At 47.6% G+C, this 25,768-nt stretch carries 21 protein-coding genes and 2 tRNA genes; 15 read left to right on the plus strand and 8 right to left on the minus strand.

The features are described from left to right. Window positions 1-42: 42 nt before the first annotated feature. The 7 genes from putP to AC27IB_RS18890 all read left to right on the plus strand — a co-directional run bounded on the left by putP (window position 43) and on the right by AC27IB_RS18890 (window position 7,928). Window positions 43-1,563, plus strand: a complete 1,521-nt coding sequence (gene putP, locus AC27IB_RS18860; protein WP_487122875.1) for a sodium/proline symporter PutP — start codon at window positions 43-45, stop codon at window positions 1,561-1,563. 326 nt (window positions 1,564-1,889) lie between these two features. Next, window positions 1,890-2,804, plus strand: a complete 915-nt coding sequence (cysD, locus tag AC27IB_RS18865) for a sulfate adenylyltransferase subunit CysD (protein WP_296048896.1) — start codon at window positions 1,890-1,892, stop codon at window positions 2,802-2,804. Next, window positions 2,804-3,397 (plus strand): adenylyl-sulfate kinase, encoded by a 594-nt coding sequence (gene cysC, locus AC27IB_RS18870; protein ID WP_487122877.1) that lies wholly within the window; start codon window positions 2,804-2,806, stop codon window positions 3,395-3,397. Before cysD ends, cysC begins: the two co-directional genes overlap by 1 nt. Continuing rightward, the gene (gene cysQ / locus AC27IB_RS18875; protein WP_296048893.1) at window positions 3,397-4,185 is read left to right on the plus strand and encodes a 3'(2'),5'-bisphosphate nucleotidase CysQ; all 789 of its coding nucleotides are present in this window, start codon (window positions 3,397-3,399) and stop codon (window positions 4,183-4,185) included. The genes cysC and cysQ overlap by 1 nt, the downstream gene beginning before the upstream one ends. A gap of 2 nt (window positions 4,186-4,187) precedes the next feature. Further along, complete coding sequence (gene cysN / locus AC27IB_RS18880) at window positions 4,188-5,603, plus strand: sulfate adenylyltransferase subunit CysN (protein WP_296048891.1); 1,416 nt, start codon at window positions 4,188-4,190, stop codon at window positions 5,601-5,603. Window positions 5,604-5,620: 17 nt separating this feature from the next. Then, window positions 5,621-7,345 carry an SLC13 family permease gene (locus AC27IB_RS18885; RefSeq protein ID WP_296048889.1) on the plus strand — a complete coding sequence of 575 codons (1,725 nt, stop codon included), beginning with the start codon at window positions 5,621-5,623 and terminating at the stop codon, window positions 7,343-7,345. A 28-nt stretch (window positions 7,346-7,373) separates the two neighbouring features. Next, a complete protein-coding gene (locus AC27IB_RS18890; protein ID WP_487122880.1) occupies window positions 7,374-7,928 on the plus strand; it encodes a zf-TFIIB domain-containing protein in 555 nt (184 codons plus the stop codon). 158 nt (window positions 7,929-8,086) lie between these two features. On the opposite strand, the gene AC27IB_RS18895 is transcribed toward AC27IB_RS18890, so the two are convergent. Together AC27IB_RS18895 and AC27IB_RS18900 are read right to left on the minus strand one after the other, a co-directional pair. Further along, window positions 8,087-9,280: an ABC transporter permease gene (locus AC27IB_RS18895; RefSeq protein WP_296048884.1), complete on the minus strand. Its 1,194-nt coding sequence runs from the start codon at window positions 9,278-9,280 to the stop codon at window positions 8,087-8,089. A 2-nt stretch (window positions 9,281-9,282) separates the two neighbouring features. After that, window positions 9,283-10,062 carry an ABC transporter ATP-binding protein gene (locus AC27IB_RS18900; RefSeq protein WP_487122882.1) on the minus strand — a complete coding sequence of 260 codons (780 nt, stop codon included), beginning with the start codon at window positions 10,060-10,062 and terminating at the stop codon, window positions 9,283-9,285. A gap of 147 nt (window positions 10,063-10,209) precedes the next feature. Here AC27IB_RS18900 and AC27IB_RS18905 point away from each other — a divergent pair, with 147 nt between their 5' ends. Further along, window positions 10,210-10,914 (plus strand): Yip1 family protein, encoded by a 705-nt coding sequence (locus AC27IB_RS18905; RefSeq protein ID WP_296048881.1) that lies wholly within the window; start codon window positions 10,210-10,212, stop codon window positions 10,912-10,914. On the opposite strand, the gene AC27IB_RS18910 is transcribed toward AC27IB_RS18905, so the two are convergent. Beyond that, the gene (locus AC27IB_RS18910; RefSeq protein WP_487122884.1) at window positions 10,911-11,747 is read right to left on the minus strand and encodes a DUF3025 domain-containing protein; all 837 of its coding nucleotides are present in this window, start codon (window positions 11,745-11,747) and stop codon (window positions 10,911-10,913) included. The genes AC27IB_RS18905 and AC27IB_RS18910 overlap by 4 nt on opposite strands. Before the next feature lie 87 nt (window positions 11,748-11,834). Between AC27IB_RS18910 and AC27IB_RS18915 the strand changes: the two genes are divergently transcribed. Continuing rightward, window positions 11,835-13,478 (plus strand): M28 family metallopeptidase, encoded by a 1,644-nt coding sequence (locus AC27IB_RS18915; RefSeq protein WP_487122886.1) that lies wholly within the window; start codon window positions 11,835-11,837, stop codon window positions 13,476-13,478. A 218-nt stretch (window positions 13,479-13,696) separates the two neighbouring features. Continuing rightward, window positions 13,697-15,364 (plus strand): asparagine synthase B, encoded by a 1,668-nt coding sequence (gene asnB / locus AC27IB_RS18920; protein WP_296048875.1) that lies wholly within the window; start codon window positions 13,697-13,699, stop codon window positions 15,362-15,364. Window positions 15,365-15,435: 71 nt separating this feature from the next. Here the strand turns inward: asnB and AC27IB_RS18925 are convergent, their stop codons facing one another. Next, complete coding sequence (locus AC27IB_RS18925; RefSeq protein ID WP_487122888.1) at window positions 15,436-16,362, minus strand: type 2 periplasmic-binding domain-containing protein; 927 nt, start codon at window positions 16,360-16,362, stop codon at window positions 15,436-15,438. A 10-nt stretch (window positions 16,363-16,372) separates the two neighbouring features. Then, on the minus strand, window positions 16,373-17,020 hold the full coding sequence (gene queE / locus AC27IB_RS18930; RefSeq protein WP_296053069.1) for a 7-carboxy-7-deazaguanine synthase QueE: 648 nt from the start codon (window positions 17,018-17,020) through the stop codon (window positions 16,373-16,375). A 114-nt stretch (window positions 17,021-17,134) separates the two neighbouring features. On the opposite strand from queE, the gene queC reads away from it, so the two are divergent. Next, window positions 17,135-17,791, plus strand: coding sequence for a 7-cyano-7-deazaguanine synthase QueC (gene queC, locus AC27IB_RS18935; protein ID WP_487122890.1), 657 nt, complete (start codon window positions 17,135-17,137; stop codon window positions 17,789-17,791). Window positions 17,792-17,836: 45 nt separating this feature from the next. After that, window positions 17,837-18,538 carry a hypothetical protein gene (locus AC27IB_RS18940; protein WP_487122891.1) on the plus strand — a complete coding sequence of 234 codons (702 nt, stop codon included), beginning with the start codon at window positions 17,837-17,839 and terminating at the stop codon, window positions 18,536-18,538. Between the two features lie 48 nt (window positions 18,539-18,586). Here AC27IB_RS18940 and AC27IB_RS18945 read toward each other — a convergent pair whose 3' ends face one another. From AC27IB_RS18945 to AC27IB_RS18955, 3 genes are all read right to left on the minus strand, one after another. Next, window positions 18,587-19,516, minus strand: a complete 930-nt coding sequence (locus tag AC27IB_RS18945; RefSeq protein WP_296053066.1) for a LysR family transcriptional regulator — start codon at window positions 19,514-19,516, stop codon at window positions 18,587-18,589. A 144-nt stretch (window positions 19,517-19,660) separates the two neighbouring features. Then, window positions 19,661-21,679, minus strand: coding sequence for an excinuclease ABC subunit UvrB (gene uvrB / locus AC27IB_RS18950; protein WP_487122893.1), 2,019 nt, complete (start codon window positions 21,677-21,679; stop codon window positions 19,661-19,663). Between the two features lie 12 nt (window positions 21,680-21,691). Next, window positions 21,692-22,990, minus strand: coding sequence for an MATE family efflux transporter (locus AC27IB_RS18955; protein ID WP_296053071.1), 1,299 nt, complete (start codon window positions 22,988-22,990; stop codon window positions 21,692-21,694). 1,155 nt (window positions 22,991-24,145) lie between these two features. On the opposite strand from AC27IB_RS18955, the gene AC27IB_RS18960 reads away from it, so the two are divergent. From AC27IB_RS18960 to AC27IB_RS18970, 3 genes are all read left to right on the plus strand, one after another. Next, a tRNA-Asn gene (locus AC27IB_RS18960) sits at window positions 24,146-24,222 on the plus strand. Between the two features lie 31 nt (window positions 24,223-24,253). Then, a tRNA-Asn gene (locus AC27IB_RS18965) sits at window positions 24,254-24,330 on the plus strand. 122 nt (window positions 24,331-24,452) lie between these two features. Beyond that, window positions 24,453-25,568, plus strand: a complete 1,116-nt coding sequence (locus AC27IB_RS18970; RefSeq protein WP_487122895.1) for a M28 family metallopeptidase — start codon at window positions 24,453-24,455, stop codon at window positions 25,566-25,568. Window positions 25,569-25,768 lie beyond the last annotated feature (200 nt).

Genomic DNA, 25,768 nt, shown 5'->3' on the forward strand with positions numbered 1-25,768 from the left:
AAAAGCACACTTAAATCAAACAATAATGAGAAGGGAGCGCTAATGGCAGTTGGCACAATGATATCTTTGGGACTGTATTTTCTGGTTATGCTGGGTATTGGCTGGTATAGCTTTAAAGAGTCCGACACCAGTGTAGAAGGCTACATGTTGGGCGGACGTAAGCTCGGTCCCGCGGTTACCGCTTTGTCGGCGGGCGCCTCCGATATGAGTGGCTGGATGCTAATGGGCCTGCCCGGGGCGATGTATGTCGCCGGTATTTCAGCTATGTGGATAGCCGTAGGCCTAACCATAGGTGCTTTCGCTAACTATATTCTGGTTGCACCACGCTTGCGGGTTTACACCGAAATAGCCAATAACGCCATTACCCTGCCCGATTACTTTGAAAACCGTTTTGCCGATAACTCCCGCATGTTAAGGGTGATTGCATCGGTGGTCATCGTTATCTTTTTTACGCTCTATACCTCTTCAGGTGTAGTCGCTGGCGGCAAGCTGTTTGAGTCATCGTTTAATCTCAGCTATGAATTAGGGCTGTATGTTACCGCCGGTGTGGTAGTGGCTTATACCCTCATTGGCGGCTTTATGGCCGTCAGCATGACCGACTTTGTGCAGGGTTGTATTATGTTCCTGTCGCTGATTTTAGTGCCGGTTGTGGTGATCATGAACCTTGGTGGGTTATCTGATGCCAATGCCATTATTACCGATATTAACCCCAACCTGTTTGCCTTATTTACTGATGCGTCAACCAACACGGCGCTTTCAACTATCGGGATTATTTCGTTGCTGGCCTGGGGATTAGGATACTTTGGTCAACCTCATATTATTGTTCGGTTTATGGCGATTCGGTCAGTCAAAGATGTACCGGTTGCCCGCCGTATTGGAATGAGCTGGATGATCATGTCAATTATCGGCGCTTTGTTTACCGGCCTGTATGGTATGGCCTATGTGAGTCAGCAGGACGGCGTTAACATTGATCCTGAAACGATTTTTATCTACCTGTCACAACTGTTGTTCCACCCGCTTATCGGCGGTTTCTTACTGGCGGCTATTCTGGCAGCCATCATGAGTACCATTTCGTCGCAGTTGCTGGTGACCTCAAGCTCCCTGACCAGTGACTTTTATCAGGTGTTTTTGCGCAAGGACGCCTCAGATAAAGAACTGGTTATCGCCGGTCGCATATCAGTCATTGTTGTCGCCGCCGTTGCCATAGCCCTTGCTTACGATCGCGACAGCACCATTTTAACCCTGGTCAGTAATGCCTGGGCAGGCTTTGGTGCAGCATTTGGGCCTCTGGTTATTTTCAGTCTGTTCGACCGCCACATGACTCGCGCATCTGCATTTGCCGGAATGATTACCGGTGCGGTTACCGTGTTACTGTGGATTTACCTGCCTGTGACCATTGGTGGCCAGTCACTTAGCGCGTGGATGTATGAAATCGTTCCCGGTTTTATATTATCGAGTATCGCTATCGTGGTGGTATCTAAGATGACTCAACCACGGGAAAGCGTAAAAGAAACATTCGAAAAGTTTGAAGACGCCTTACACCACCAACAAAATGTGATTTAACCAACACATCGGAGCAGCAATGCCGGGGATTTCAGCCCCCGGTGTTGTTGCACACTTTGCTACCCTACTCTGCTTTCTACCACCGACTCCAAAAACATTGCCTGCCGTTAATCCATGCAAATCAAGGGCTCGACACTGCTTCTTTACTAAGCGGTCAATCCGGTCTGCATTATTTGCATTTCACCGTTTATGACGACTGAACTACAGTGGAATAAAAACGTAATTTCAAATAGCAAAATAACATAGCACTTTTGTTTCTAAATATGTTAGGGTTCTATGCATATAATCATTTCGTATATAAACCTAAACAACTTCGGACTCGATAAATGACTGATAGTATCCCGTCAACCACCCACTTGAAACAGCTCGAAGCCGAGAGTATCCATATCTTTCGTGAAGTCGCCGCAGAATTTGAAAATCCGGTGATGCTTTATTCCGTAGGCAAGGACTCTTCGGTGTTACTTCATTTGGCACGTAAGGCATTTGCTCCTGGCAAAATCCCTTTCCCGTTACTTCACGTTGATACCACATGGAAGTTTCAGGAAATGATAGAGTTTCGTGACCAACAGGCGAAAAAGTACGGCTTTGACCTGTTAGTACACATCAATCAGGAAGGCGTTGACATGGGCATGGGCCCTTTCTCTCACGGCAGTGCAAAACACACCGACGTGATGAAAACCGCCGCTCTGAAACAAGCTCTGAACAAATATAAGTTCGACGCTGCCTTTGGTGGTGCACGCCGCGATGAAGAAAAGTCTCGCGCTAAAGAGCGTGTTTACTCATTCCGCGACAGCAACCATCGCTGGGATCCAAAAAACCAGCGTCCGGAGTTATGGAATATCTATAACTCTCAGGTTAATAAAGGCGAAAGTATTCGTGTATTCCCAATGTCGAACTGGACAGAGCTGGATATCTGGCAATACATCTATAAAGAAAACATCGATATTCCACAACTTTACCTGGCGAAACCGCGTCCTGTTGTAGAGCGTGATGGCGTGTTAATCATGGTTGATGATGACCGTATGCCACTGGAAGAAGGTGAAGTACCAGAAATGAAATCGGTACGCTTCCGTACTCTGGGTTGTTATCCGTTGACCGGTGCCGTGGAATCTACCGCTGCAACCCTGCCTGAAGTTATTCAGGAAATGCTGCTGACCAAAACGTCAGAGCGTCAGGGCCGGGTTATCGACCATGACAGCGCGGGCTCCATGGAGAAGAAGAAAATGGAAGGGTACTTCTAATGGCCACCAATATCGTCTGGCATCAACACGAGATCAATAAAGATACTCGCGGCGAAAGCCTTGGCCAAAAGCCGCGCGTATTGTGGTTAACCGGCTTAAGTGGCTCAGGTAAGTCAACCCTGGCCAACTTACTGGAGAAGAAGCTTCACGAACAGGGTAAGCATACTTACCTGCTTGACGGCGACAACGTGCGTCACGGTTTGTGTGGCGATCTGGGTTTTAGTGATAAAGACCGGGTAGAAAATATTCGTCGCATCAGTGAAGTAGCTAAGCTCTTTGTCGATTCTGGCGTGGTAGTGTTAACCGCGTTTATTTCACCCTTTCAGGCTGACCGGGACTTTTGTCGCAACCTGTTAGCTGATGGCGAATTTATCGAAGTTTTTGTCGATACCCCGCTGGAAGTGTGCGAGCAACGCGATCCTAAAGGTCTGTATAAAAAGGCCCGCAGTGGCGAAATTAAGCACTTCACCGGTATCGACTCAACTTACGAAGCGCCCCAGTCCCCGGAAGTACATTTGCAGTATCAGGATGAACCCGCTGAGCAAACAGCTGAGCGTCTGTACACCCTGCTAGAAGAAAAAGGATTACTATAATGGCGATTACGGATCCACTGGCACTGCAGGTGCTGGCCATCGCAAAAGAAGCTGGCGATAAGATCATGGAAATATACGACCGTGACTTCGCCATTTATGAAAAGCAAGATACCAGCCCTTTAACAGAAGCCGATTTAGCCGCGCATAACTGTATTGTGGCGGGCCTTGAATCAATTTCAGAACTGCCTATTCTGTCGGAAGAATCCGCTGACATCAGTTGGGAAACGCGTAAAAGCTGGAGCCAGTACTGGTTGGTTGACCCGCTGGATGGCACCAAAGAATTCATTAAGAAAAACGGCGAATTTACGGTAAACATCGCCCTTATCGACGGCGGCAAGCCGGTGATGGGAGTGGTTTACGCGCCAGCACTTAATAAATCCTACGTAGGTGTGGTTGGCCAGGGAGCCTGGACAGAAACCGCTGAAGGCGTAAACACTATCAGCGCAAAACCACACCAACCCGGCGAACTTTGGAAAATCGTTGGCAGTCGCTCGCATCAGAGCCCTGAAATTCAAAATTTACTGGCTCAGCTTGATGGTGAAACCGAACTGGTTGCCATGGGTAGCTCATTAAAATTATGTCTGGTAGCAGAGGGTGAAGCGCACCTTTACCCACGCTTAGGCCCAACGTCTGAGTGGGATACCGGCGCGGCACACGCAGTAGCACTTGCTGCCGGAGCCGATGTTACCGTACTGGACGCTGCCGACCCGCTGAAGTCTGATGCCGAGGCTCTTACTTATAATCAAAAAGAGTCTGTGTTGAACCCTTATTTCCTCGTGAGTGCATAAGCATGAATAACGAAAACGCATTATTAAAAGAAGACATTCTGTCTTACCTTGACCAACACGAACAAAAAGATCTGCTCCGCTTCTTAACCTGCGGTAGCGTAGATGATGGTAAAAGTACCCTGATTGGTCGTCTGCTACACGACTCAAAAATGATTTTTGAAGATCAGTTAGCAGCGATTACCCAGGACAGTAAAAAAGTAGGCACCACCGGCGATAAAGTGGATTTAGCCCTGCTGGTAGACGGCTTACAATCTGAGCGTGAGCAAGGCATTACCATTGATGTAGCCTATCGCTACTTCTCTACCGACAAGCGTAAATTCATTATTGCCGATACGCCGGGACACGAACAGTACACCCGTAACATGGTAACTGGTGCGTCTACCTGTGACCTGGCAATTCTGATGGTTGATGCCCGTGCCGGAGTGAAAACGCAAACTCGTCGTCATTCATTCCTGGCTTCATTATTAGGTATCAAGCACGTTATTGTTGCCGTTAACAAAATGGACCTGATGGATTACTCCGAACAGGTTTATAAAGATATTCAGGCTGACTTCCTGGAGTTTTCCAAGCAGTTAAACATTACTGATATCCAGTTTGTGCCTATTTCGGCGCTGGAAGGCGACAACGTGGTAAACGTAAGCGAACACACGCCGTGGTACACCGGTGGTACGCTGATGACCATGCTGGAAAACATCGAAATCCAGAAAGACGCTAACACCGAAGATTTCCGCTTCCCGGTTCAGTACGTTAATCGCCCTAACCTGGACTTCCGTGGCTTTGCTGGCACCGTTGTTTCTGGTCAGGTTAAGCCTGGTGACGAAGTTACCGCACTGCCGTCTGGCAAGAAGTCAAAAGTAAAATCGATTGTTACCTTTGATGGTGATCTGGACGTGGCTTACCCACCACTGGCCGTTACGCTTACGCTGGAAGACGAAATTGATATTTCCCGTGGCGACATGATTGTGAAATCAGACAACCTGCCACTGCTAAGCTCACAGTATAAGTCACACCTGGTGTGGATGGCTGATGAGCCAATGATGCCTAATAAGCAGTATTTGTTCAAATTTGCCAGTCAGATGACTTCAGGCTCGGTGGCTGAAATTGATCACCTGATTGATGTAAACACGCTGGAACATACCCAGGGCGTGCACATGAATCTGAATGAAATTGCCGTGGTAGATCTTAAGTTTACCCAGCCTGTGCCTTGCGATAATTATCAGAAAAACCGTGCCACCGGTGCTTTCATTGTGATTGATCGTCTCACCAACGGTACAGTAGGTGCTGGTATGGTCATCGACGAGCTGGCGTCTGATAAGCAGCACAAAACTCAGGAATTCTCAGCATTTGAGCTGGAGTTCAACGAGTTGGTTCGTAAGCACTTCCCACACTGGAATGCTACCGATATTAGCAAGCTGTAGGAGCAGGTTCTCGCAAGATGGAACTTAACCAGCTACTGGTACTATTGTTTTTCTTTGGTACCATCGGGGCGCTGATTTTTACGAATCAGCGCCCTTCTACTGTATTTGCATTAACGGTGCTGGGTTTACTCACAACCCAGCAGATTACCTTTGATCAAATCCTTGATAACTTAACCAATAAGGGCTTAATCACCCTTATATTATTGCTATTAGTCAGCAGCGCCATTGATAAGACAGCCTTTATTAAACGTTTGGGCCGCAAACTCGTTACGGCGAGTTTTACCAAGTCTTACTGGCGTTTATTTGGCCTGACCTTTTTTTCCTCAGCATTGTTGAATAACACCGCAATCGTGGCCAGTCTGATTGGACCGGTTAAACAAAACCAGTACCATCCAGCCTCACGCTTGCTGATCCCGTTATCCTATGCAGCCATTCTGGGGGGCACCGTTACGCTTATCGGTACCTCTACCAACCTGATTGTTGACAGTTTCCTTCAAGAACACGGTCATCCAGGATTCGGCTTTCTGGACTTTACACTTTTCGGTTTAATTGCGGGCCTCACCTGTGGCGTACTAATGTTCTTAATGTCGCCATTATTACCCGATATAGCCAGTAAACAGCGGGACTTCAGAGAGTACATTGTTGAAGCTGAAGTCAGTGATGATTCAGAATTAGTCGGTAAGACAGTTGAACAAAACCATTTGCGCAACCTTCCTGAGCTATTCTTAGTTGAAGTGGTACGTCAGGGTAAACTGATCACACCGGTAAGCCCGGACTTAATCATCCAGGCTGATGACAAGCTTATATTCTCAGGCAATGTGAAAAATCTCGATACGCTGAGTCATATTAAAGGGCTTAAGACGTTTGCCGAAACCGATGGTTTGCTGCGGGAAAACCTGACCGAAGTCATTGTATCCAATCGCGCGCAAATCATTGGTCAGACGATCAAGGCGCTGGGTTTCAGGGCTTTGTTTGACGCGGCGGTGGTAGCCATTCGCCGGGACGGAGAACAATTATCCGGAAAACTGGGAGAAATCAAACTCCAGGCCGGTGACTTTTTATTACTTGCAGCCGGGCCGGACTTTCACAGTCGACACAATATCTCGAAAAACTTCTTTATTCTCTCTGAACAGCGAATTGCCCGGCCACTTTCCACACCTCAGGAGTGGATCACCGTGGGGGGATTTTTACTAACAGTGCTACTGGCAGCCACTGACCTGTTGCCACTGGGCATTGGGTTACTGTTTTTTGCCGCTGTATTACTGGGCGCGAAAGTCACCTCAAACGGTGAAATTAAGCGTAATCTGCCGCTCAATCTGATTGTTGTCATTGTGGGGGCTTTATCGCTGGCTACGGGGCTTGAACAGTCTGGTGTGATTGATTTAAGCACTGAGTTACTGCTGCCCTATCTGGCAGATACCAACTGGCTTATGGCGCTTATTGTGGTGTATGTACTCACCTTACTGCTCACCGAGTTTGTTACCAACAACGCAGCCGCTGCATTAATGTTTCCATTTGCTTATGGCCTGGTCGAAATCATTGGCGCACCGCTGTTGCCATTTGCGCTGGCCGTAGCCTTTGCCGCCAGTGCCAGCTTTATTTCACCTTATGGTTATCAGACGAACCTGCTGGTATTTAACGCGGCTAATTATAAATTTAGTCATTTTATCCGCTTTGGTTTACCCATTTCGATAGTGTACTCATCCATAGTGATTGCACTGCTCAACTGGGTTTATTTCTAAGCAATACTATTTACAACAAGGAAGTAAGATGGATTGTACAAAGTGTAAAACCGGGGCATTACAGCCCAGCTTTCTGGATGGATTGTTTCGTGCTCATACGTGTTCCGATTGCGGCGGCAACTGGATCCTGGTGGAAGACTTTGTGGCCTGGAAGGAACAAAACAGTGAATTTCAATTTGCTGCTGAACATACCGTAAGCGAAGACACGGAAGACACCAAAAAGGCGTTACTGTGCCCGGCGACGGGTACTATTATGCGTAAATTCAAAATCACCGCAGGCACCGCTCATCGGGTTGATTATAGTGCCCCGGTTGGCGGTATTTGGTTGGATAAGGGTGAATGGGATTTACTTAAATCCGAAGGGGTTGCAGGTGCACTGAATAACGTAGTAACACTACAATGGCAAAAGCAAATCCAGCAAGAAAGCACCGCCAGCAATCTGGCGGCTATTTACGCGCAAAAGTTTGGCGATGAAAACTACGAGCGAGTGAAAGCTATGCGTGAATGGCTTATCAACCAATCCAATAAAGCCGATCTCCGGTCTTACTTACTTGCCGAAGACCCTTACTCGGCCAGTAAATAAACAGCCTGTGCAGTACGCTTCTTATTAGCAGCGCTCTTTAGCCCAATGTAACCAGTGCACGCCTTAAGGATGATGTTTGTCTTCAGATGATTTTTAGATGGGCTTATCTTGTGAAGAGACCCCGGATAGCGCCTCTTGGGCGCTACCGGAGCAACAGGCTATCGGAATAACACTTTTTCTTTGTTGAACCAGAACACGCAGAAGTACAACAGTGCACCAGCAATGACTGCAGTGGAAGAGAAGATGGCAAACAGCTGGAAGTAATCCATAGTGCCTTTAATCAGCTCTTTGATGGCCAGCGCGACATTAGTTAACGGCACCCAGGCCCAACCGCCTTTCAGTTCTACACCGGGCAGCATTGCCAGCATAACCGGCACAATTACAGCGAAGACCAGGGGCGTCATATAACCTTGCGCTTCTTTAAAGCTGCGGGCATAAATCGACAGGCTCAGCAGCACGGCTGAGAAAATGGCCACTACCGGTACCAGCATCAAGAACATCAGCACAAAGTCGATAGCGTTAATGGCACTCATAAATTCGCTAACCATTTTAATCGCCATCCCCTGACTAATGACCAGCCCCCAAACAGCCATACTGGAGACCGTAATTAAGGCTGATGTGGCGCCTGCCAGAGCAATGGTAAGGAATTTACCTAACACCAGCTTGTGACGTTCGATAGGAGAAATAAGCAATGTTTCCAGGGTGCCCCGTTCTTTTTCACCAGCCCCTAAATCAGTAGCCGGGATCATGGCGCCCTGTAAACACAGCATAAAGATAAAGTATGGGATCATCCCACCAATCTTTTCGCCCCAGTTTTCCCGTTTGTCGGCCACGTCAACTTTCTTAATCACAATAGGTTCAATCAGCGCCTGCTGCTGGGTTTCATCAAGCTCAAGAGAGGCAAATGCTTTCTGCTGACTGCGTTCAGCATACACATCGACAATTTGATCCAGGCGACGACGCACCATATTGAGCCCGGCGTCATTTAAATAAAGGCTCAATTCTATCTGACCACTTTGCAGTGCGTCTTCACTAAAGTTATCCGGAATAACCAGCACGAAATCAGCCTGTTCAGATTTTACAAAAGCGGCAATATCCTCTCCTTCATCAATCATAACCTGATTGAATAAATCTGATGCCGCTAAGTCTTCAACCAGAGCCGGCGCATATTGAGCCCCGACTACGGCATAATCGAGGACTTTATTTTCGGCTTTATCCACGGCTTTACCGGCAAAAAACATGACCAGGCCGATGAGTAATGGAAACACCAGAATGGGTAGTGCCACCATAAAAAATAACGTTTTTCTATCGCGCAGCAGTTCTTTTATTTCTTTCAGCATGACTTTCCACATAACTACGCTCCCTGATTAATGACATGCATAAATGATTTGTGAAGTGACCCTTCCGCCTGCGCTTTAAACGCATCAAAGGAGTCAGAGAAGTGAGTTTTGCCATGATGAATAACGGTTACCCGATCACATAACTCAGCCACTTCATCGAGATGGTGGGTAGAAAATATCACCGGCACGCCTTGCTCTTTCAATCGGCTGATGAAATCCAGTACCGTTTGCGCAGCCATAATATCCAGCCCCGTGGTGGGCTCATCAAGAATAACCACTTTCGGATCGTGCACCACCGCCCGGGCAATCGCCGTTTTTTGCTTCATGCCGGTCGAGAAATTTTCACTGCGACGGTCTAAAAAGGTATGCATATCCAGGATATCAGCCAATTCAGTAATCTTAGCGTCGATTTTTTCTTCACTCATTCCGTGTAACTGACCAAAGTAGGCAATATTTTCGCGGCCGGTTAAACGGCCGTATAAACCGGTGGAGCCAGATAAAAAACCAATCATCTGACGAGCTATCACAGGCTTGGTTACCACATTGGTGCCGTTAATAATGATTTCGCCGCTGTCGGGCGTCAGCGCAGTTGACAGCATTCGCAACGTAGTGGTCTTACCGGCACCATTCGGGCCTAACAAACCCAGCACTTCGCCGGATTCACAATAAAAGGACACGTCTTGTACAGAATGGAAAAAACGCCCTTTTAAACGGGGGTCCTTTCTTTCCTGGTCGCTGAGCTTTTTAGGATTCTCAACGGCGAATTTTTTTGCCAGGTTTGAGATTTTTATCATTATCCTTCCCTAAGTTATTGTTATTGGTCCGTTTGGCTTGTGAAACTTCGTTACATTTTTTCACGCAAACCGATGGTAATTATGAGTATACTGGCATGAGTAAAAATAATAATCTGCAGAAATGTTACAAAATATAAGGAGTCAGGGATGTCGGAAGTAACTAATCCGTTCCAGGCATGCAATAACATCTTTTTTAAGCCCAATGGCGTGTTCAAAGCCATCGACGAAAAAAACAACTGGTCCTGGATACCGTTTTTCGTTGTTATTCTGATGAGTGTTTTACCCGCTTACCTGTATATCAACTTTGTTGACTTTGAGTGGTATAAAAACATGTTGGTAAACACTCAGTATGGCGAGTTGAGCCCGGCAGAACAAGATAACATCCGCGGTAACATGGCCCAGCCCCAGGTAATGGTCTTCATGTTGATTGGCGGAATATTGGGTCCTATTGTAGTAAACGCCATACTGGCGCTTTACCTGAATCTGACGACTAAGTCTGATGAGGAAAATCTTAACGGTTACACCGACTGGTATGGCTTCACCTGGTGGACAGGCATGCCTGTTGTTGTTGGCGCTTTACTGGGGATTGCCCTAATCGCGATTGAAGATAACCATCAGGTATTACCCACTATCGTCAGCCCTTTGTCGGTAGCCTATATCTTTAATGTGAGTATGGAATCAGACTGGTTTGGTTTCGCGCAGGCATTGCGACTGGAAACGCTGTGGTCAGTTTATCTGATTACCGTTGGTATAACCCAATGGACCAGTTTCGATACTAAAAAGTCGGCTATTATCGCCGCCGCGCCTTTTGTGATTATCATGGGTGTCTGGGCGCTGATAAAGCTTTTCTAAATGCGACAAAGCGGCAATTGAATGGTGGCTGGCGCGTTAGGCGCCAGTGGCCGAAAATAGTCTGTATTGGCGTAAAATGCCTCAGTCTGTGCCGGATACCATCCGGGTACCCCCAGCAATGGAATCGGTTTTAAGGTGTTTTTTGCCGCCAACCCGTCAAGTTCAGTAAGCCGCTCAGCCAATGCCGCATCTATCATCTTATAGCGGGTTTTCTCATCCATTTTCTCAAACCCGGTTGGAACCACCACCGCGAGCCACTTAGCCGTTAAGCCAATAAACGGGTCCAGCAACATTTCATACAACGCATGACCAATAATCACTGGAAACAACGTGTTGCCCCATTCGTGCTGATTATCCACCAAACATTCCTGCCACTGATGGTTTGCCAATCTTTCCAACAGTTGATTACCTTTTTCGAGTTTGTCTTGTGGTACCGCAATCACCAACCCGCATTCATCAAAATGGGTAATGCGATTGCGTTTAGGCGTTCTCGGGTGCACGCCAAATTGCGCAATCTCCTGACAATGCAGGGTATTGATCTGTTTTTTACTGCGCGGAAATAAAACCCACATCATTGCATTAAAAGTGTCGTGCCAGTTATAACGGGTAGGTACCTGATTTTCCTCGGCAATGAATACTTCGTAATACCGGTTCGCTAAATCGGCATCATTATCGTCAATAAAGTCCGGGCCGCCCCAGCTTTCATCTATGTATCGGGCGAAGTTATTCAGTTGCAGTGAACTTAGCGGACTGTCATTTGCTGCCCCAAAAATGGCAAATAACTGCGTTAATGGTAGCGGGCTCGGGTTGGCTGAATCAGGTTGTGATGGCATGTGAAAAACGGCGTTATCTTAGCAGTTCAATTTTGTACTGAATTCTCTATACTGGAAAGCTAATGTAAAGCAATCAGAGAAAAATAAATGAAAAAAATCCTCCTGTTGCCGTTAGTTGTTTCATCAGTAGCGCTGTTATCTGCCTGCTCACAGGAACCTGCGGCCACAACCCCGACAGAACAAAACAACTTTGATGCGGTCTACAACAGCATTACCGCCGACAAAATTGCACCGCCACTAAAAACCCTGGCTTCCGATGAATTTGAGGGGCGTTTACCTACCACAGCAGGCGAAAAGAAAACCCTCGATTTTCTGGTTTCCGAATTTAAACGGCTGGGCCTCAAGCCTGGTAACGGCGACAGCTATCTGCAAGCCGTTGAGCTCATGGAAATTACCGCCGATCCAGAGATGACCATGACCATCGGCGATCATACCTTTGACTATAAAACCGACATGGTAGCGGGTTCCAAGCGCGAACAGGATCAGGTTACGCTGACAGATTCCGAACTGGTGTTCGTAGGTTATGGCATCAATGCGCCGGAATACGACTGGAATGATTACGAAGGCCTCGATGTAGAGGGCAAAACTGTTGTAATACTGGTGAACGATCCAGGGTTTGAAAATCCACAAGGCGGTAAATTTCAGGGCACCACCATGACCTACTACGGTCGCTGGAGCTATAAATACGAAGAAGCCAGTCGTCAGGGCGCCGCAGGCGCTATCATCGTTCACGAGACCGCTCCGGCCTCTTACGGCTGGTCTGTGGTCGCTAACAGTTGGAGTGGCCCGCAATATGGCCTGGTCAGCCCCGATAAAGGCGCCAGTCGCGTGGCGGTTGAAGGCTGGTTAACCCTGGAAGCGGCCAGCCGCGTATTTACCGATGCTGGCCTCGACTTCGAGGAAGAAAAAGCCAAAGCCATGCAGGGTCCCTACTCTGTATCGCTGGACCACAGCATGTCTGTTACCATCAATAACGCTTATCAGGCATCTACCAGCTACAATGTACTGGCAACCTTACCTGGCAGTGAAAAACCGGATGAACACGTCATCTATACCTCACACTGGGATCACCTCGGTAAAGATGACAGCCTGGAGGGCGACCAGATCTACAACGGCGCCCACGACAATGCAACGGGTACCGCTGCGGCACTGGTGATGGCTGAAGCCTTCAGCAAACTGACCCCTGCGCCAAAACGCTCTGTGTCATTTTTAATTGTGACCGCTGAGGAGCAAGGATTACTGGGCTCTAAATTCTACGCGGACAACCCTATTATTCCACTGGATAAAACCGTGGCCAATATCAACATGGATGCCATGAACGTGCTGGGTAAAACCAAAGACATTGCGGTGATTGGAATGGGTAAATCCGACCTCGAAGAAGAGCTCACCATGGCCGCTGATCGTCAGGGTCGCACAGTCGCGCAGGAAGATCGGCCAGAAGCGGGATATTACTATCGTTCAGACCATTTCAGCTTCGCTAAAGTGGGCGTGCCTGCACTGTATGCTAAAGGTGGCAGCGAACCTTTTGACGAAGAAACCGCGAAATACCGTAAACGCACCAGCGTTATCGTGACGGGTTGTTATCATCAGGTTTGTGACAAGTTTCGTGACGACTGGGACCTTAGCGGAATTTCTCAGGATACACAGCTGTTAATGGAAGTTGGTTATTTAGTCGCCAACAAAGACAGCTGGCCGCAATGGCGTGAAACCAGTGAGTTTCAGCGCAAATAATATACCCCTTACAGAAAACCGCCGCTTTCGGCGGTTTTTTTTATTTAAATGTTTAAATAGACCAGATTGTACTTGCATTTTTTGCTCATGCTGGCACATTCAGTAGTCGCGAGTGTAAAGGTTTTATCCTGCAAAAAAATAATCCACCGCTGTACGTCAATTCGAGCACCGACAGAAAACATTATCCTTTAACTATGTGACAAGAGAGAACGCTTCTTATGTGTGGTATTTTCGGTATCTTAGATATCAAAACCGATGTGTCTGAACTCAGAACCCAAGCTTTGGAACTAACCAAAACGCTGCGTCACCGCGGCCCTGACTGGTCGGGTATCTGGAATAATGACAATACCATTTTGTGTCACGAGCGTTTAGCAATCGTCGATGTTGATACGGGTGCCCAGCCACTGATTAGTGACAACGGGCAACAAGCTCTGGCAGTAAATGGTGAGATCTATAACCACAAGCAGCTGGCTAAAGAGCTGGACACTCCCTACAACTTTAAAACCCGCTCTGACTGCGAGGTTATTCTGCCGCTGTATCAACAGCGCGGTGTTGAGTTTATTGATGATTTACAAGGTATGTTCGCGTTCGTTCTGTATGACGAAAAAGAAGATGCCTATCTGATTGCCCGTGACCATATTGGTATTATCCCGCTGTATACCGGTTACGACGAACACGGTAATTTCTACGTGGCTTCCGAAATGAAAGCCCTGGCTCCGGTTTGTAAAACCATTAGTGAATTTCCTCCGGGCCACTATATGTGGAGCAAAACCGGCAAAATGGTGAAGTATTACCAGCGCGACTGGATGGAATACGACGCCGTTAAAGATAACGAGTCGGATATCGAAGAACTGCGTGTTGCCTTCGAAAAAGCCGTTAAATCTCATATGATGTCAGACGTACCTTATGCGGTACTGTTATCAGGAGGTCTTGACTCTTCTTTGGTCTCAGCTGTGGCAGCAAAATACGTTGCAAAACGGGTTGAGGATGAAGACAAATCCGATGCCTGGTGGCCACGTCTGCACTCCTTTGCGGTTGGCCTGGAAGGCGCCCCTGATTTAATTGCAGCGCAAAAAGTCGCTGAAATGATTGGTACAGTGCATCACGAGATTCACTTTACGATTCAGGAAGGCCTGGATGCTATCCGCGATGTGATTTATCACCTGGAAACCTACGACACCACCACCATTCGTGCGGCTACGCCAATGTATCTGATGACCCGTAAAATCAAAGCTATGGGCATCAAAATGGTACTGTCTGGTGAAGGTTCAGATGAGATTTTTGGTGGTTACCTGTATTTCCACAAAGCGCCAAATGCTAAAGAATTTCATGAAGAGACCGTTCGTAAGCTGGACCGTCTGCACATGTTTGACTGTGCCCGCGCCAACAAAGCCACTTCGGCCTGGGGGGTTGAAGCCCGTGTACCCTTCCTGGATAAAGAATTCATGGATGTGGCCATGCGCCTTAACCCGAAAGACAAAATGTGTGGCAACGGCAAGATGGAAAAATACATCCTGCGTGAAGCCTTTGACAACGGTGATACCCTGCCTCCGGAAGTATTATGGCGCCAAAAAGAACAGTTTGGTGATGGCGTAGGTTATTCGTGGATCGATTCTATTAAGGATTTCGTTGCTAACGAAGTCAGCGACCAACAGCTCGCTTCAGCAGAATTCCGCTTCCCTATCAATACACCGGATACCAAAGAAGGTTATTACTACCGCACCATCTTTGAAGGCTATTTCCCGCAGGAAACCGCGGCTCGCTGCGTGCCTGGCGGTAAATCTATCGCCTGTAGTACGGTAGAAGCCCTTGAGTGGGATGAAAGCTTTAAAAACAATGCCGACCCATCTGGTCGCTCTATGCAGGGCGTTCACGGTAAGGCCTGAGCATTATTAAGCTGATAGCAACAAAAACAGCACCAATAGGTGCTGTTTTTTTATCTGCGCTTTTTAGTAGCTCATTGTGCTTTGTTTACGGAGCTCTCAGGCGTGTGTAACTGAGGGTCAAACCATAAGGCTTTATCATCCAGCGGCGTCTCTTTGGGCAGTAAGGGGTTTTCCAGATGAAACACCTTACGTTCATCAACATTCACTTTAAGCAATGCTTCGCGATGATGACTAACAAAAATATTATCGAAAGAGCCATCTTCCAGCGCCCGTCTTAAGCCCGTTTCAATTAGCCTGGCCATGATTGGGTTGGAACGGTTAACAAAGAAATACATTGCCGCCGGATAATGCACCACTAAAGACGATTCCAGCACTATGTCCTCGTCCAGTGAACGGGCATTTAATTCACCAAGTACCTCACTCACCGCACGCGGGAAAAAATCTCCCTGTTTGAGTGCCAGGCGGTTAAACGCTTCCGGAAAGTCCGATACGGTCAGTACATTAAATCCGTTAGACTGCAGGATTTTAGTATCCGGCCACTCAGCGCCCTGTAAAGCGGTTAGTGACGTTAACTCCCGCACTTCCCGGATGTTGGTAAATTTTGCAGAAAAGTCCTGGTTAATTAAAAACACGCGCCAGCCAATCAGCCCTTTATGAATGGGGATCCGAATAGGCAACAGCTCTTTTTCACGCTGCATATCGGTCATCACCCAGACGATATTAATTTCACGGTTTTCTTTTAATTGCCGAATAGCCTTGCCTTGCAACAAAATCCGCTCTGAGGGGGTTAAAGTATAACGCACACCGGTCTTACTCAACGCGAGCTTCAACAACGTGAGTGGGTACTCATGACGACTGTCGCTTTCGTTGATTGGGCGTGGGTAATGTATCGACCAGTTAGCGGCAGTTGCCGTTGAAGTCCACAACAGCAGTGACAATAACAGCCCGAGCCCCCGGTAAATCCTGACATACATGGTTTTACGGTTTCGCGTTTTCATTGGCCCTGCCTCAGGCGATGCCGACATATTTGTGGGTTTGTAGTGACAGGCGCCAGTTCCGCTCGATACAGGTTTTAATAGCCAGTTCAGTCGCTCTGGGCTGTTGACTGATAGGCTGCAGACAAATGATGCCCGGCACCGCGTCCAGGCGCGACAGCAGCGCGTCCAGTTCATCAATATGTTTTTGCATGGCAATGGGGTGCTTGATTTCGTTGGCGCGCTCAAGGGCACTGGTCAGAATGTCGTAACCGCCTTTCATATTGATTTTTGGCGACACGGTTACCCACGTTTCTTTTGCGCAGCGCACTTCGAAAGCACCGCTGGTCTCTATTTGTGTGGTGTATCCGTGCTCGTGAAGTAACTCGGTTAAGTCGGTTAAGTCGTACATGCAGGGCTCGCCACCAGTGAGAACAACATGCTTTGCCTGATAGCGTTGCTGCTCGAACAAGGCTAACAGGCCCAGCTCGGAAATCCCGAAATAGCGCTCTGACTCGGCAGCTTTGTTTATCACGGCATCAACGCTGTCAATCATGTTTTCATCCAGTTCCCAGGTGTGTTTGGTGTCGCACCAAGGGCAACCAACCGGGCACCCTTGCAAGCGCACAAATACTGCCGGCACACCGGTGTAGACCCCTTCGCCCTGAATGGTTTCAAACATTTCATTGATATTGAGTCGTTGATCTGTCAATTGTTTAATCCTGTCGTGATTATTGTTGGGATTCTAGCAGGGATAGCATAAAATTCCGTTATCATTTATTAAATTATACCTGTTATGTCTGAAAAAGTGATTGTTATCTTCTCCGGCGGCATGGACTCATTTACCGTGTTAAATAAAGCGTTGGAGGACGGTAAAACCCCTATGGCGCTGTCATTTGATTATGGTCAGCGACACAAAAAGGAACTCGATTATGCCGCCCGGGTCTGTGCCGAACTGGCCATCCCGCACAAAATTGTGGATATCTCGGCAATTAATCAGTTAATAGGCGGTTCAGCGCTGACCAGCGATATTGATGTACCTGAAGGGCATTATGAAGAACCGAGTATGAAAACCACCGTTGTGCCCAACCGTAACATGATCCTGCTTGCCATGGCGGTGGGCTATGCAGTGAGTGAGAACGCCACAAAGGTTTACTACGGCGCACATTCCGGCGACCACGCGATCTACCCGGATTGCCGCCCGGAATTTGTGGAGAAAATGAATGATGTGTGTGCCATTGCCAATTATGAGGCGATTGAAATCGTCACTCCTTATCTGCGGGTAAGTAAAACGGCCATACTCACCGATGGCCTCAGAATGGGCCTGGATTACGGCAAAACCTGGACCTGTTATAACGGCCGCGAAAAAGCCTGTGGTCAGTGCGGTGCCTGTCAGGAACGCCTTGAGGCATTCCGGGATAATGGCAAAACAGACCCGCTGGACTACGAATAAGTAAACGTTAAATTTATGCTTTAAACCCATTAAAGGAGTTTTACCATGCAAGTAGTCCTGTTAAGTCTTGTCGGTTTAGCTCTGGGTTTGGCTTTACCCGCCTTCGCCAGCCAACGCATTGCCGTGCAAATTAAGGGATATGATGACGGCGTAAAGTCTAGTGCCGGCCAGGATTACAAAGAAGCAGTGCTGTTTGCTAAGCGTGAAGCCATTGAACGTGCTGGCGTTTCCGTAAAATCGCTAACCACTATGGAAGATTATCTGGTCAAATCTGATTACATTGAAAGCCAGGCTGAAGCAGTACTGGAGCCTGGTTACGATGTTCTCGATATTGGCTATCAACCTGATGGCAGCTACCTGGTTGTATTAACCGGTAAAGTAAGTCTGATGACAGGAGGAAATGCGGCTGAAAAACAGCCTCCGGCTCTTGAGTCAATGCTGTTGACGGCGTTGAGCCGCTTATCTGCATCGCCACAGCAATTTGAACTCAGCCTGGGAGACATCGGCAACTACCCGATTGAAAAAGCCTATTTTGCCAACGATGAGCAGTTTGTTATCCATTATGATTTTCGCAATGGCGTGATGACCTTGAACGATATCAATAAAGGTATTATGCATCTGACAGGTACCTATCGTACCGATACAGACTCTGGTAACGTTGAACTGGACTTTAATTCTGACGGCAGTGCAGAAGGACACTGGAAATTTTTTCTGGCCAGTGGCGCAATGACCATTCGCAAAAAATAAAACGCCTGATGATTTCTCATTCAGGCGCTGTATGTTAACCGCTTGCGGTTATTTCTGGCTTTCGGTAATAAAGTAGCTGAGCTCTTTAATACAGTGGCGCAGCACCGGGTTTAAACGGGTATTTTTGCCATTCATCACAAACAGCTCATGGCTGAATTCAAACAGATTACCGCTGGCAATAGGCACCAGGCCTAATGCTACACCCTGCTCTTTCGCCATATAATCGGGCAACAAGGCAACATACTCGCCGGTCATCATAGCCGACATCGCTGCATCAAACGAATCAGAGAATGTCTGTATAGCCAGACGACGATCACCGTCAATATAATTGGCCGAGGACAACCCCGAAATACCAATTGCCGGATAATCTTCAATTCTGACGTTGTCCGGTAAGGCATCCACATCCCGGTACTTGGCCAGAGGATGAGACGGCGCACAATACAGGCGGCCTTTACAGGAGGTGCCGATAGGATGGAAAGTCACCGACTCCGGCTTCACCATATCGTAGGTTGAAATCACCAGGTGACATTCCCCAGACAGCGCCACGTGTTCTACTTCGTTGTAGAGTCGGGTTTGGATATTAACGTGAATATCATCAAACTTTTTCATGGTGCTTTTCACTGCCCGGCTGACTGCAAGGTGAATTGACAACGGCAGACCAGCCATCAGTACCAGCGTGATATGACCCGAATAGTCATCGTGCAGTGATTTTAAATTGAATACAAAATTATCAAAGGCATTGAAGATACGTTTGGTTTCCTGGAAAACCACCTCGCCTTCTTTGGTCATCTGAAAGCCACCCCGACCTCTATGGCAGAGCACCAGGTCCAGACGCTCTTCGAGTTTTTTGATGGCGGCACTGATATTGGGACGCTGCATTCTTAATACCGGCTCAGCTGCCGTGAAGCCATTACAACTGGCTACTGCATAAAATACCCGCAGTAATTTGATATCAGATTCTTGTAATCGATTTAACATGATTGCACCCAAAATAGGTATGGTTATCAATACTCAAACCATAATAGGCACAGTACACAATATTTACAATCATAATTTTTGCGATCAGCGGGGAAACCCTGAACATAACGGCCTGCCGGGTTTCACTGCCAACACGGCAAGGCGCTAGGACAGCGCCACTACCTGCTTTCTTAGTTGCTCAATTTCATCCCGTAACGACGCTGCTTTCTCAAACTCCAGCTCTTTTGCATATTCGAACATTTGCTTTTCAAGTTCGCCAACCTGCGCCATCAATTCGGTAGCAGAAGCGGCCTTCGCTGCTTTCTTGGATTCCGCTACTTTACGCAGCCTCACCTGTCCTGATCCCGGCGCCACGGAATCTCCCAGATCCATGACATCCGTAATGGGTTTGTTCAGACGCTGCGGCGTTATATTGTTCGCCTCGTTATGTTCAATCTGCTTAGCCCGGCGTCGATCCGTTTCGTCGATGGCTTTACGCATGGAACCGGTAATGGTGTCGCCGTATAAAATCGCTTTCCCATTCACGTGTCGGGCAGCCCGGCCAATGGTCTGGATAAGGGATTTTTCCGCCCGCAGAAAGCCTTCCTTGTCTGCGTCGAGAATAGCGACTAACGAAACCTCTGGCATATCAAGACCTTCCCGCAGAAGGTTAATCCCAACCAGAACGTCGAATTTGCCGAGCCGCAAATCACGAATGATCTCAATACGCTCAACCGTATCTATATCTGAGTGCAAGTACCTTACTTTCACGCCATGCTCATTCAGGTATTCACTTAAATCTTCTGCCATGCGCTTGGTCAGCGTGGTGATCAGTACCCGTTCATCTACTGCGACCCGTAACTGAATTTCGGATAATACATCGTCAACCTGAGTGGCCACCGGGCGTACTTCAATGATCGGATCCAGTAAGCCGGTAGGGCGAACAACCTGTTCGACCACGTCCCCGTCTGATTTTTCCAGCTCATAATTTCCAGGGGTAGCTGAAACGTAAATAGTTTGCGGCGAAATATGCTCAAACTCATCAAACTTCAGCGGCCGGTTGTCCAGTGCCGAGGGTAAACGGAATCCGTACTCAACCAATGTTTCCTTACGCGAACGGTCACCTTTGTACATCGCGCCAATTTGCGACACAGTAACGTGGGATTCGTCAATAAACATCAGGCCATCAGCCGGGAAATAATCCAACAAGGTTGGCGGCGGCTCGCCGGGTGCTCTGCCGGAGAGATAACGTGAATAGTTTTCAATTCCCGAGCAGTACCCCAGCTCCAGCATCATTTCTATATCAAACTGGGTACGCTGTGAGATGCGCTGTTCTTCGAGCAGTTTATTGACTTCCAACAGCTGCTTTTTGCGGTCAGCGAGTTCATCTTTTATACGATCGACCGCACTGAGAATTTTTTCCCGGGGGGTCACATAATGGGTTTTCGGAAACACCGTGGCACGCACCACATTTTTATCCACCGATCCGGTTAGCGGATCAAACAGACTAATGCGGTCGATTTCTTCATCAAACAATTCAACCCTGACCGCTTGCTTTTCTGAATCGGCTGGAAAGATATCAATTACGTCGCCGCGTACCCTGAACGTGCCCCGTTCAAAAGCCAGATCATTGCGTTTATATTGGAGCTCAGCCAACCGCCGTAAAATATCGCGTTGATTAATCGTATCGCCCTGACGCAAATGCAACAGCATTTTCATGTAGGACTCAGGATCGCCCAAACCGTAAATGGCCGAAACACTGGCCACGATCACCACATCCCGGCGTTCCATAAGCGCCTTGGTAGCCGACAGTCGCATTTGTTCTATATGATCGTTTATCGAGGCGTCTTTCTCGATAAACGTATCCGTGCTCGGTACATAGGCCTCTGGCTGATAATAATCGTAGTAAGAGACAAAATATTCGACTGCGTTATGCGGAAAAAACTCTTTCATCTCGCCGTATAACTGAGCCGCCAGCGTTTTGTTGTGTGCCAGCAACAGAGTGGGCCTTTGGAGCTGATTAATGATATTCGCCATGGTAAAGGTCTTACCTGAGCCGGTCACCCCAAGCAGGGTTTGATGAGCAAGGCCACTTTCCAGACCATCTACGAGCGCTTCAATCGCCGTTGGCTGATCGCCCGCAGGCTGATATTTGGAAGTAAGCTCAAAGCCTTTATCTGCCATGTTCTGATACCTTTAATTGTCTGTTGGTGCCGACACAGCCCGCAGTGATCGCCTGAACCAGTAGACAGACACAATGGCCATTAACAAATTCGCGATCACGGCGCCGGCAAAAATACCCTGCAAATCATAAAATATGCCCATGGTCACGGTGATGGGTACAAAAAAGACAAACAGCCTGATTACGCTTAGCACCAATGCTGACATGGGTAAATGAATAGCATTTAACGAGGAATTAGTAAGGATAACGATTCCCTGCAAACCATACCCTAAAGGTACAATAATCAGGAACATCTGGATCAATTCTGCTACTTGCTGCTCTTTGGCAAACAAAGACGCCAGCACGGGGGAGCACAACCACAAAACTATACTGATGAGAAGTTGCCAGGCCAGTACAAATTTCACAATTAGCCAGTAAGCGTCTTTTACTCTGTTAAAGCGATTGGCGCCCATATTCTGGCTGATAAATGGCGGTAACGACATCGACAAAGCCAGGACGACAATAGTGCTAAATGACTCCAGCCTGCTGCCCACGCCCCAGGCCGCTACGGCTTCCTCACCATAGCCAGCCACCACTCTGGTCAGAACGGCACCGGCAATGGGGGTGAGCATATTGGCTCCGGCGGCAGGTAAGGCTATGTGTAAAATTGCCCGGCTCCGCTCAGCCAACTCAGTAAACGTTAATAAACGAGGCAGGATGTAGTTACGTTGTCTGGCCAGCAGATGCAAAATCCAGATGGAGCAGATTATCCAGGAAATCAGCGTCGCCAGCGCAGCCCCACCGATCCCCATTGCCGGTATCGGGCCGAGACCAAAAATAAATAATGGATCAAGCAAGGCATTGATACCGCCGCCGGTAGCCATAATAATACTGGGGGTTTTAGTATCCCCCCGGGCACGCAATACGCTGTTTCCTACCATCGGCATCGCTAAAAATACCGAGGAGAAATACCAAATCGCCATATAGTCATGAATATAAGGCATTAAATGTTGCTGGGCGCCCAGCAACTGGAAAACGTAATCAATACTCAGGCCGCCACAGATGGCAAGGATCCCAACCATGATAAAGGACAACATCAATGCGCCTGAGCCGGTTTCCCGGGCACCGTCCAGTTTACCCTGGCCGGCCAGACGGGCAATAACGGCCGACGTGCCTATCCCGAGGCCTATGTTGAGGCTAATGAGAGTAAACGTAACAGGAAAGGTAAAGCTGATAGCCGCAAGGGGCTCAGTGCCCAGCAGACTTACAAAAAATGTGTCGACAAGACCAAAGCTCATCATCATGATCATGCCAATGATCATGGGGATGGCCATCCGTTTTAGCGACTCGGCAATATCACCATTGATTAAATCTCGTGACTTATCCTGCTTCACTCTGCTCACTTAATACTTATATAGACTGACGTTCTTTGCTGTCTGCCCTGCAACATAGGGCACACTGCAGTGTAATTTAATAAAATAACGACTTAACAAGATAATTACGTGCGTCGGGTCCGGGATGGTTAATTAATTCTGCGTTTTTTAAAGCCAATTAATCTTAAGACTAAGTGTAATCGACCGCGTCATTGAACAACAGGGATTTATCAAATAAAAACGCTAGAAGAGAAACTCCTGCCATTTCCGCTCTTTTTATCAATTTGAGTCTTAATAACGGAAACTTATTTGTTCACATTTCACCCAAATCCGAATATGACAGCCTGGACATAAGGCTTTTAGCGGCAATGAGCCTGATTCGAACCAAATCCTGTCCTTTGTGCCTCTTACCGAATAACTTTTGTACAGCCCGCAAAACCGTGTATAAGGTAAATTTGTTGTTAACATGGCGTTACCACAGACAAGGCGGCCGTGTTTAACACACAAGAAAAATCATGTCTATCCCTCAATTAAAAAAAATGACGAACATCTGTCTATTCCACCATAGACCAAACCTAACCATTTGTTTTTAATGAATTTAAACCCATACTAATGTGACAACTTTGTGACAATAAATTGACTGCCCGTTAGCCTGTCTCCCCCACGGACAATTCTATCAACATAGTTATCCACAGATTTGGTGGATAACTAATTAAGAGCCAGTATTGGCGCGGCTTAGGCGTTAATTGGCAACTATTTTTGTAAGTAACGACTAACCTTGTGAGATTACCTCAATGGTTACATATTTATGAAAATCTGTATATACACACAGTATTCAACAGTTTTTTAATAGCTTTTAGTTATAGGTTTATCCATTTAAATTACTAAACAGATGCCTCACTTCCCCTTTTCTTCCACAACTAGAATTAACCCACTATTATTCAATTAATTAGCAACCTTGACCGCAGGAAAAGTCTAAAAAACATGCGTTTCGTTTGTTTTTTAAGCTGAAACCCTGTCACATGACATTTTTTGTCCAAACGAAAGAAAATTTTCACGAAGTTTGTTGACACAAGAATCTTACGTCATTAATATTCGCCTCCGTTGAAACACAGGTCCCCCTTAGCTCAGTTGGTTAGAGCGACGGACTGTTAATCCGCAGGTCCCCCGTTCGAGTCGGGGAGGGGGAGCCAAGTTTCAGCAGTAAGTAGCAAGACATTGTGTTCCCCCTTAGCTCAGTTGGTTAGAGCGACGGACTGTTAATCCGCAGGTCCCCCGTTCGAGTCGGGGAGGGGGAGCCAACTTACTGGCTCCAACTTTATCTCAGCGACATCCTCATCCTACTCAAACATTCCGATTACCAATGCGCATCCGTGTTAAATCTGTTATATCTGTTTTTTTCAATTCGGATTGCTAACGGATTATGACCCGCACTTTTTTTCTGATTCACCTTCTGCTCGTTACTCAACTGCTGTTTAGCAGTATTAGCCTGGCGCGCACTGCATCCAACCTGTCGCCATCAGCACAGGTTTCTGTGCAAAGCTGGCAGATTCTGCAGGAAATCGTAACTGAAATTGGTGCCCGCCCTGCAGGCAGTTCTAATGAGCGCCAGTTGCTGCATGACTTCACCAACCGGTACTGGAGCCAGAGCACAGGACATCCCATTAACAGTCAGCCGTTAACCTTTACTGTAAAAGGCATTGAAAAGCACAGTGCTAATGTTTGGATTACCTTCCCAGGTAGGTCAGAGGGGCATCTCGTAATTGGTGCCCACGCCGACTCTGAGGGAGAAGATGAAGGTTCTCAGGGCGCAATAGATAACGGTATCGCGGTGGCGTTGCTGTTGGCTCTGGGCCAACAGCTCAGCACCAAAGAACCCGAAGACGCCGTAACCCTGGTGCTGTTTGGTGCCGAAGAAGTAGGTTTGTTTGGTTCGCAAGCTTTCACTGACGCCCTGAAGTCCGATAGCCGTTTCTTAACCGGAGCGCCCTTCCCCACCGCTATGATTAACCTGGATACTATTGCAGGTGGCGATCACCTGTATGTTCACAGCCCGACTAAGAAATCCTATAAACGTTGCGATAAAGAAGATAGATATAATTCGTCTGCCTCGGTGCGCGATTCACTACTGAGCGTTGCCAGCGCCAACTCCTTGCCGTTTAGCTTACATCCTGCTTTTCCCGGTTACCCGGAAGGTGAGACCGGGGAATGGTCGGATCATGCGCCCTTTGCCTGCGCGGGTATTGCCGTTGGTTATATTGAAGCCACTAACTTCTCTATCAGAGGGCAGGATGGCTACGACGGCTATTCACAGGCTCTGCATCCGTCGTTATGGACTTGTCTCGACACCTCGCAGAAAACATCCTGTGCTCCCGAACAGGAACAACAATGGGGGCGAATCTGGCATACCTCCGCCGACAGGCTGGATGTACTGAACAAACTGTATCCACAGCGCCTACGCACTCAACTCAATGCGGTCACGCAACTTCTGCTCAGTTTTCTTGCCGGGGATAAACAACCACCTCAACACTCAGACTGATCTGGCCGGGCCGCTTAACCATACAAAGTCGCAAACGGCTTATTACATCGTCAATCAATCGTTTAGCAAGCAAAAACTAAGTCGAACAACATTGTTAATTGAGGCCAAAATATTAGATAATACACAGCTAATATTCCTGGCCCGCCCGGTAACATCGTCTGGCAGGCCCCTATGGCAAAAAATACTGATAACGGCGTAAG

This window comes from Alteromonas sp. 4NH20-0104, assembly GCF_057547795.1.

What these genes read in the sequence shown, in the direction of transcription:
- putP (WP_487122875.1), top strand. Translation starts at nt 43, where the DNA reads ATGGCAGTTGGCACAATGATATCTTTGGGACTGTATTTTCTGGTTATG.
- cysD (WP_296048896.1), top strand. Translation starts at nt 1,890, where the DNA reads ATGACTGATAGTATCCCGTCAACCACCCACTTGAAACAGCTCGAAGCC.
- cysC (WP_487122877.1), top strand. Translation starts at nt 2,804, where the DNA reads ATGGCCACCAATATCGTCTGGCATCAACACGAGATCAATAAAGATACT.
- cysQ (WP_296048893.1), top strand. Translation starts at nt 3,397, where the DNA reads ATGGCGATTACGGATCCACTGGCACTGCAGGTGCTGGCCATCGCAAAA.
- cysN (WP_296048891.1), top strand. Translation starts at nt 4,188, where the DNA reads ATGAATAACGAAAACGCATTATTAAAAGAAGACATTCTGTCTTACCTT.
- AC27IB_RS18885 (WP_296048889.1), top strand. Translation starts at nt 5,621, where the DNA reads ATGGAACTTAACCAGCTACTGGTACTATTGTTTTTCTTTGGTACCATC.
- AC27IB_RS18890 (WP_487122880.1), top strand. Translation starts at nt 7,374, where the DNA reads ATGGATTGTACAAAGTGTAAAACCGGGGCATTACAGCCCAGCTTTCTG.
- AC27IB_RS18895 (WP_296048884.1), bottom strand. Translation starts at nt 9,280, where the DNA reads ATGTGGAAAGTCATGCTGAAAGAAATAAAAGAACTGCTGCGCGATAGA.
- AC27IB_RS18900 (WP_487122882.1), bottom strand. Translation starts at nt 10,062, where the DNA reads ATGATAAAAATCTCAAACCTGGCAAAAAAATTCGCCGTTGAGAATCCT.
- AC27IB_RS18905 (WP_296048881.1), top strand. Translation starts at nt 10,210, where the DNA reads ATGTCGGAAGTAACTAATCCGTTCCAGGCATGCAATAACATCTTTTTT.
- AC27IB_RS18910 (WP_487122884.1), bottom strand. Translation starts at nt 11,747, where the DNA reads ATGCCATCACAACCTGATTCAGCCAACCCGAGCCCGCTACCATTAACG.
- AC27IB_RS18915 (WP_487122886.1), top strand. Translation starts at nt 11,835, where the DNA reads ATGAAAAAAATCCTCCTGTTGCCGTTAGTTGTTTCATCAGTAGCGCTG.
- asnB (WP_296048875.1), top strand. Translation starts at nt 13,697, where the DNA reads ATGTGTGGTATTTTCGGTATCTTAGATATCAAAACCGATGTGTCTGAA.
- AC27IB_RS18925 (WP_487122888.1), bottom strand. Translation starts at nt 16,362, where the DNA reads ATGAAAACGCGAAACCGTAAAACCATGTATGTCAGGATTTACCGGGGG.
- queE (WP_296053069.1), bottom strand. Translation starts at nt 17,020, where the DNA reads ATGTTTGAAACCATTCAGGGCGAAGGGGTCTACACCGGTGTGCCGGCA.
- queC (WP_487122890.1), top strand. Translation starts at nt 17,135, where the DNA reads ATGTCTGAAAAAGTGATTGTTATCTTCTCCGGCGGCATGGACTCATTT.
- AC27IB_RS18940 (WP_487122891.1), top strand. Translation starts at nt 17,837, where the DNA reads ATGCAAGTAGTCCTGTTAAGTCTTGTCGGTTTAGCTCTGGGTTTGGCT.
- AC27IB_RS18945 (WP_296053066.1), bottom strand. Translation starts at nt 19,516, where the DNA reads ATGTTAAATCGATTACAAGAATCTGATATCAAATTACTGCGGGTATTT.
- uvrB (WP_487122893.1), bottom strand. Translation starts at nt 21,679, where the DNA reads ATGGCAGATAAAGGCTTTGAGCTTACTTCCAAATATCAGCCTGCGGGC.
- AC27IB_RS18955 (WP_296053071.1), bottom strand. Translation starts at nt 22,990, where the DNA reads ATGGCCATCCCCATGATCATTGGCATGATCATGATGATGAGCTTTGGT.
- AC27IB_RS18970 (WP_487122895.1), top strand. Translation starts at nt 24,453, where the DNA reads ATGACCCGCACTTTTTTTCTGATTCACCTTCTGCTCGTTACTCAACTG.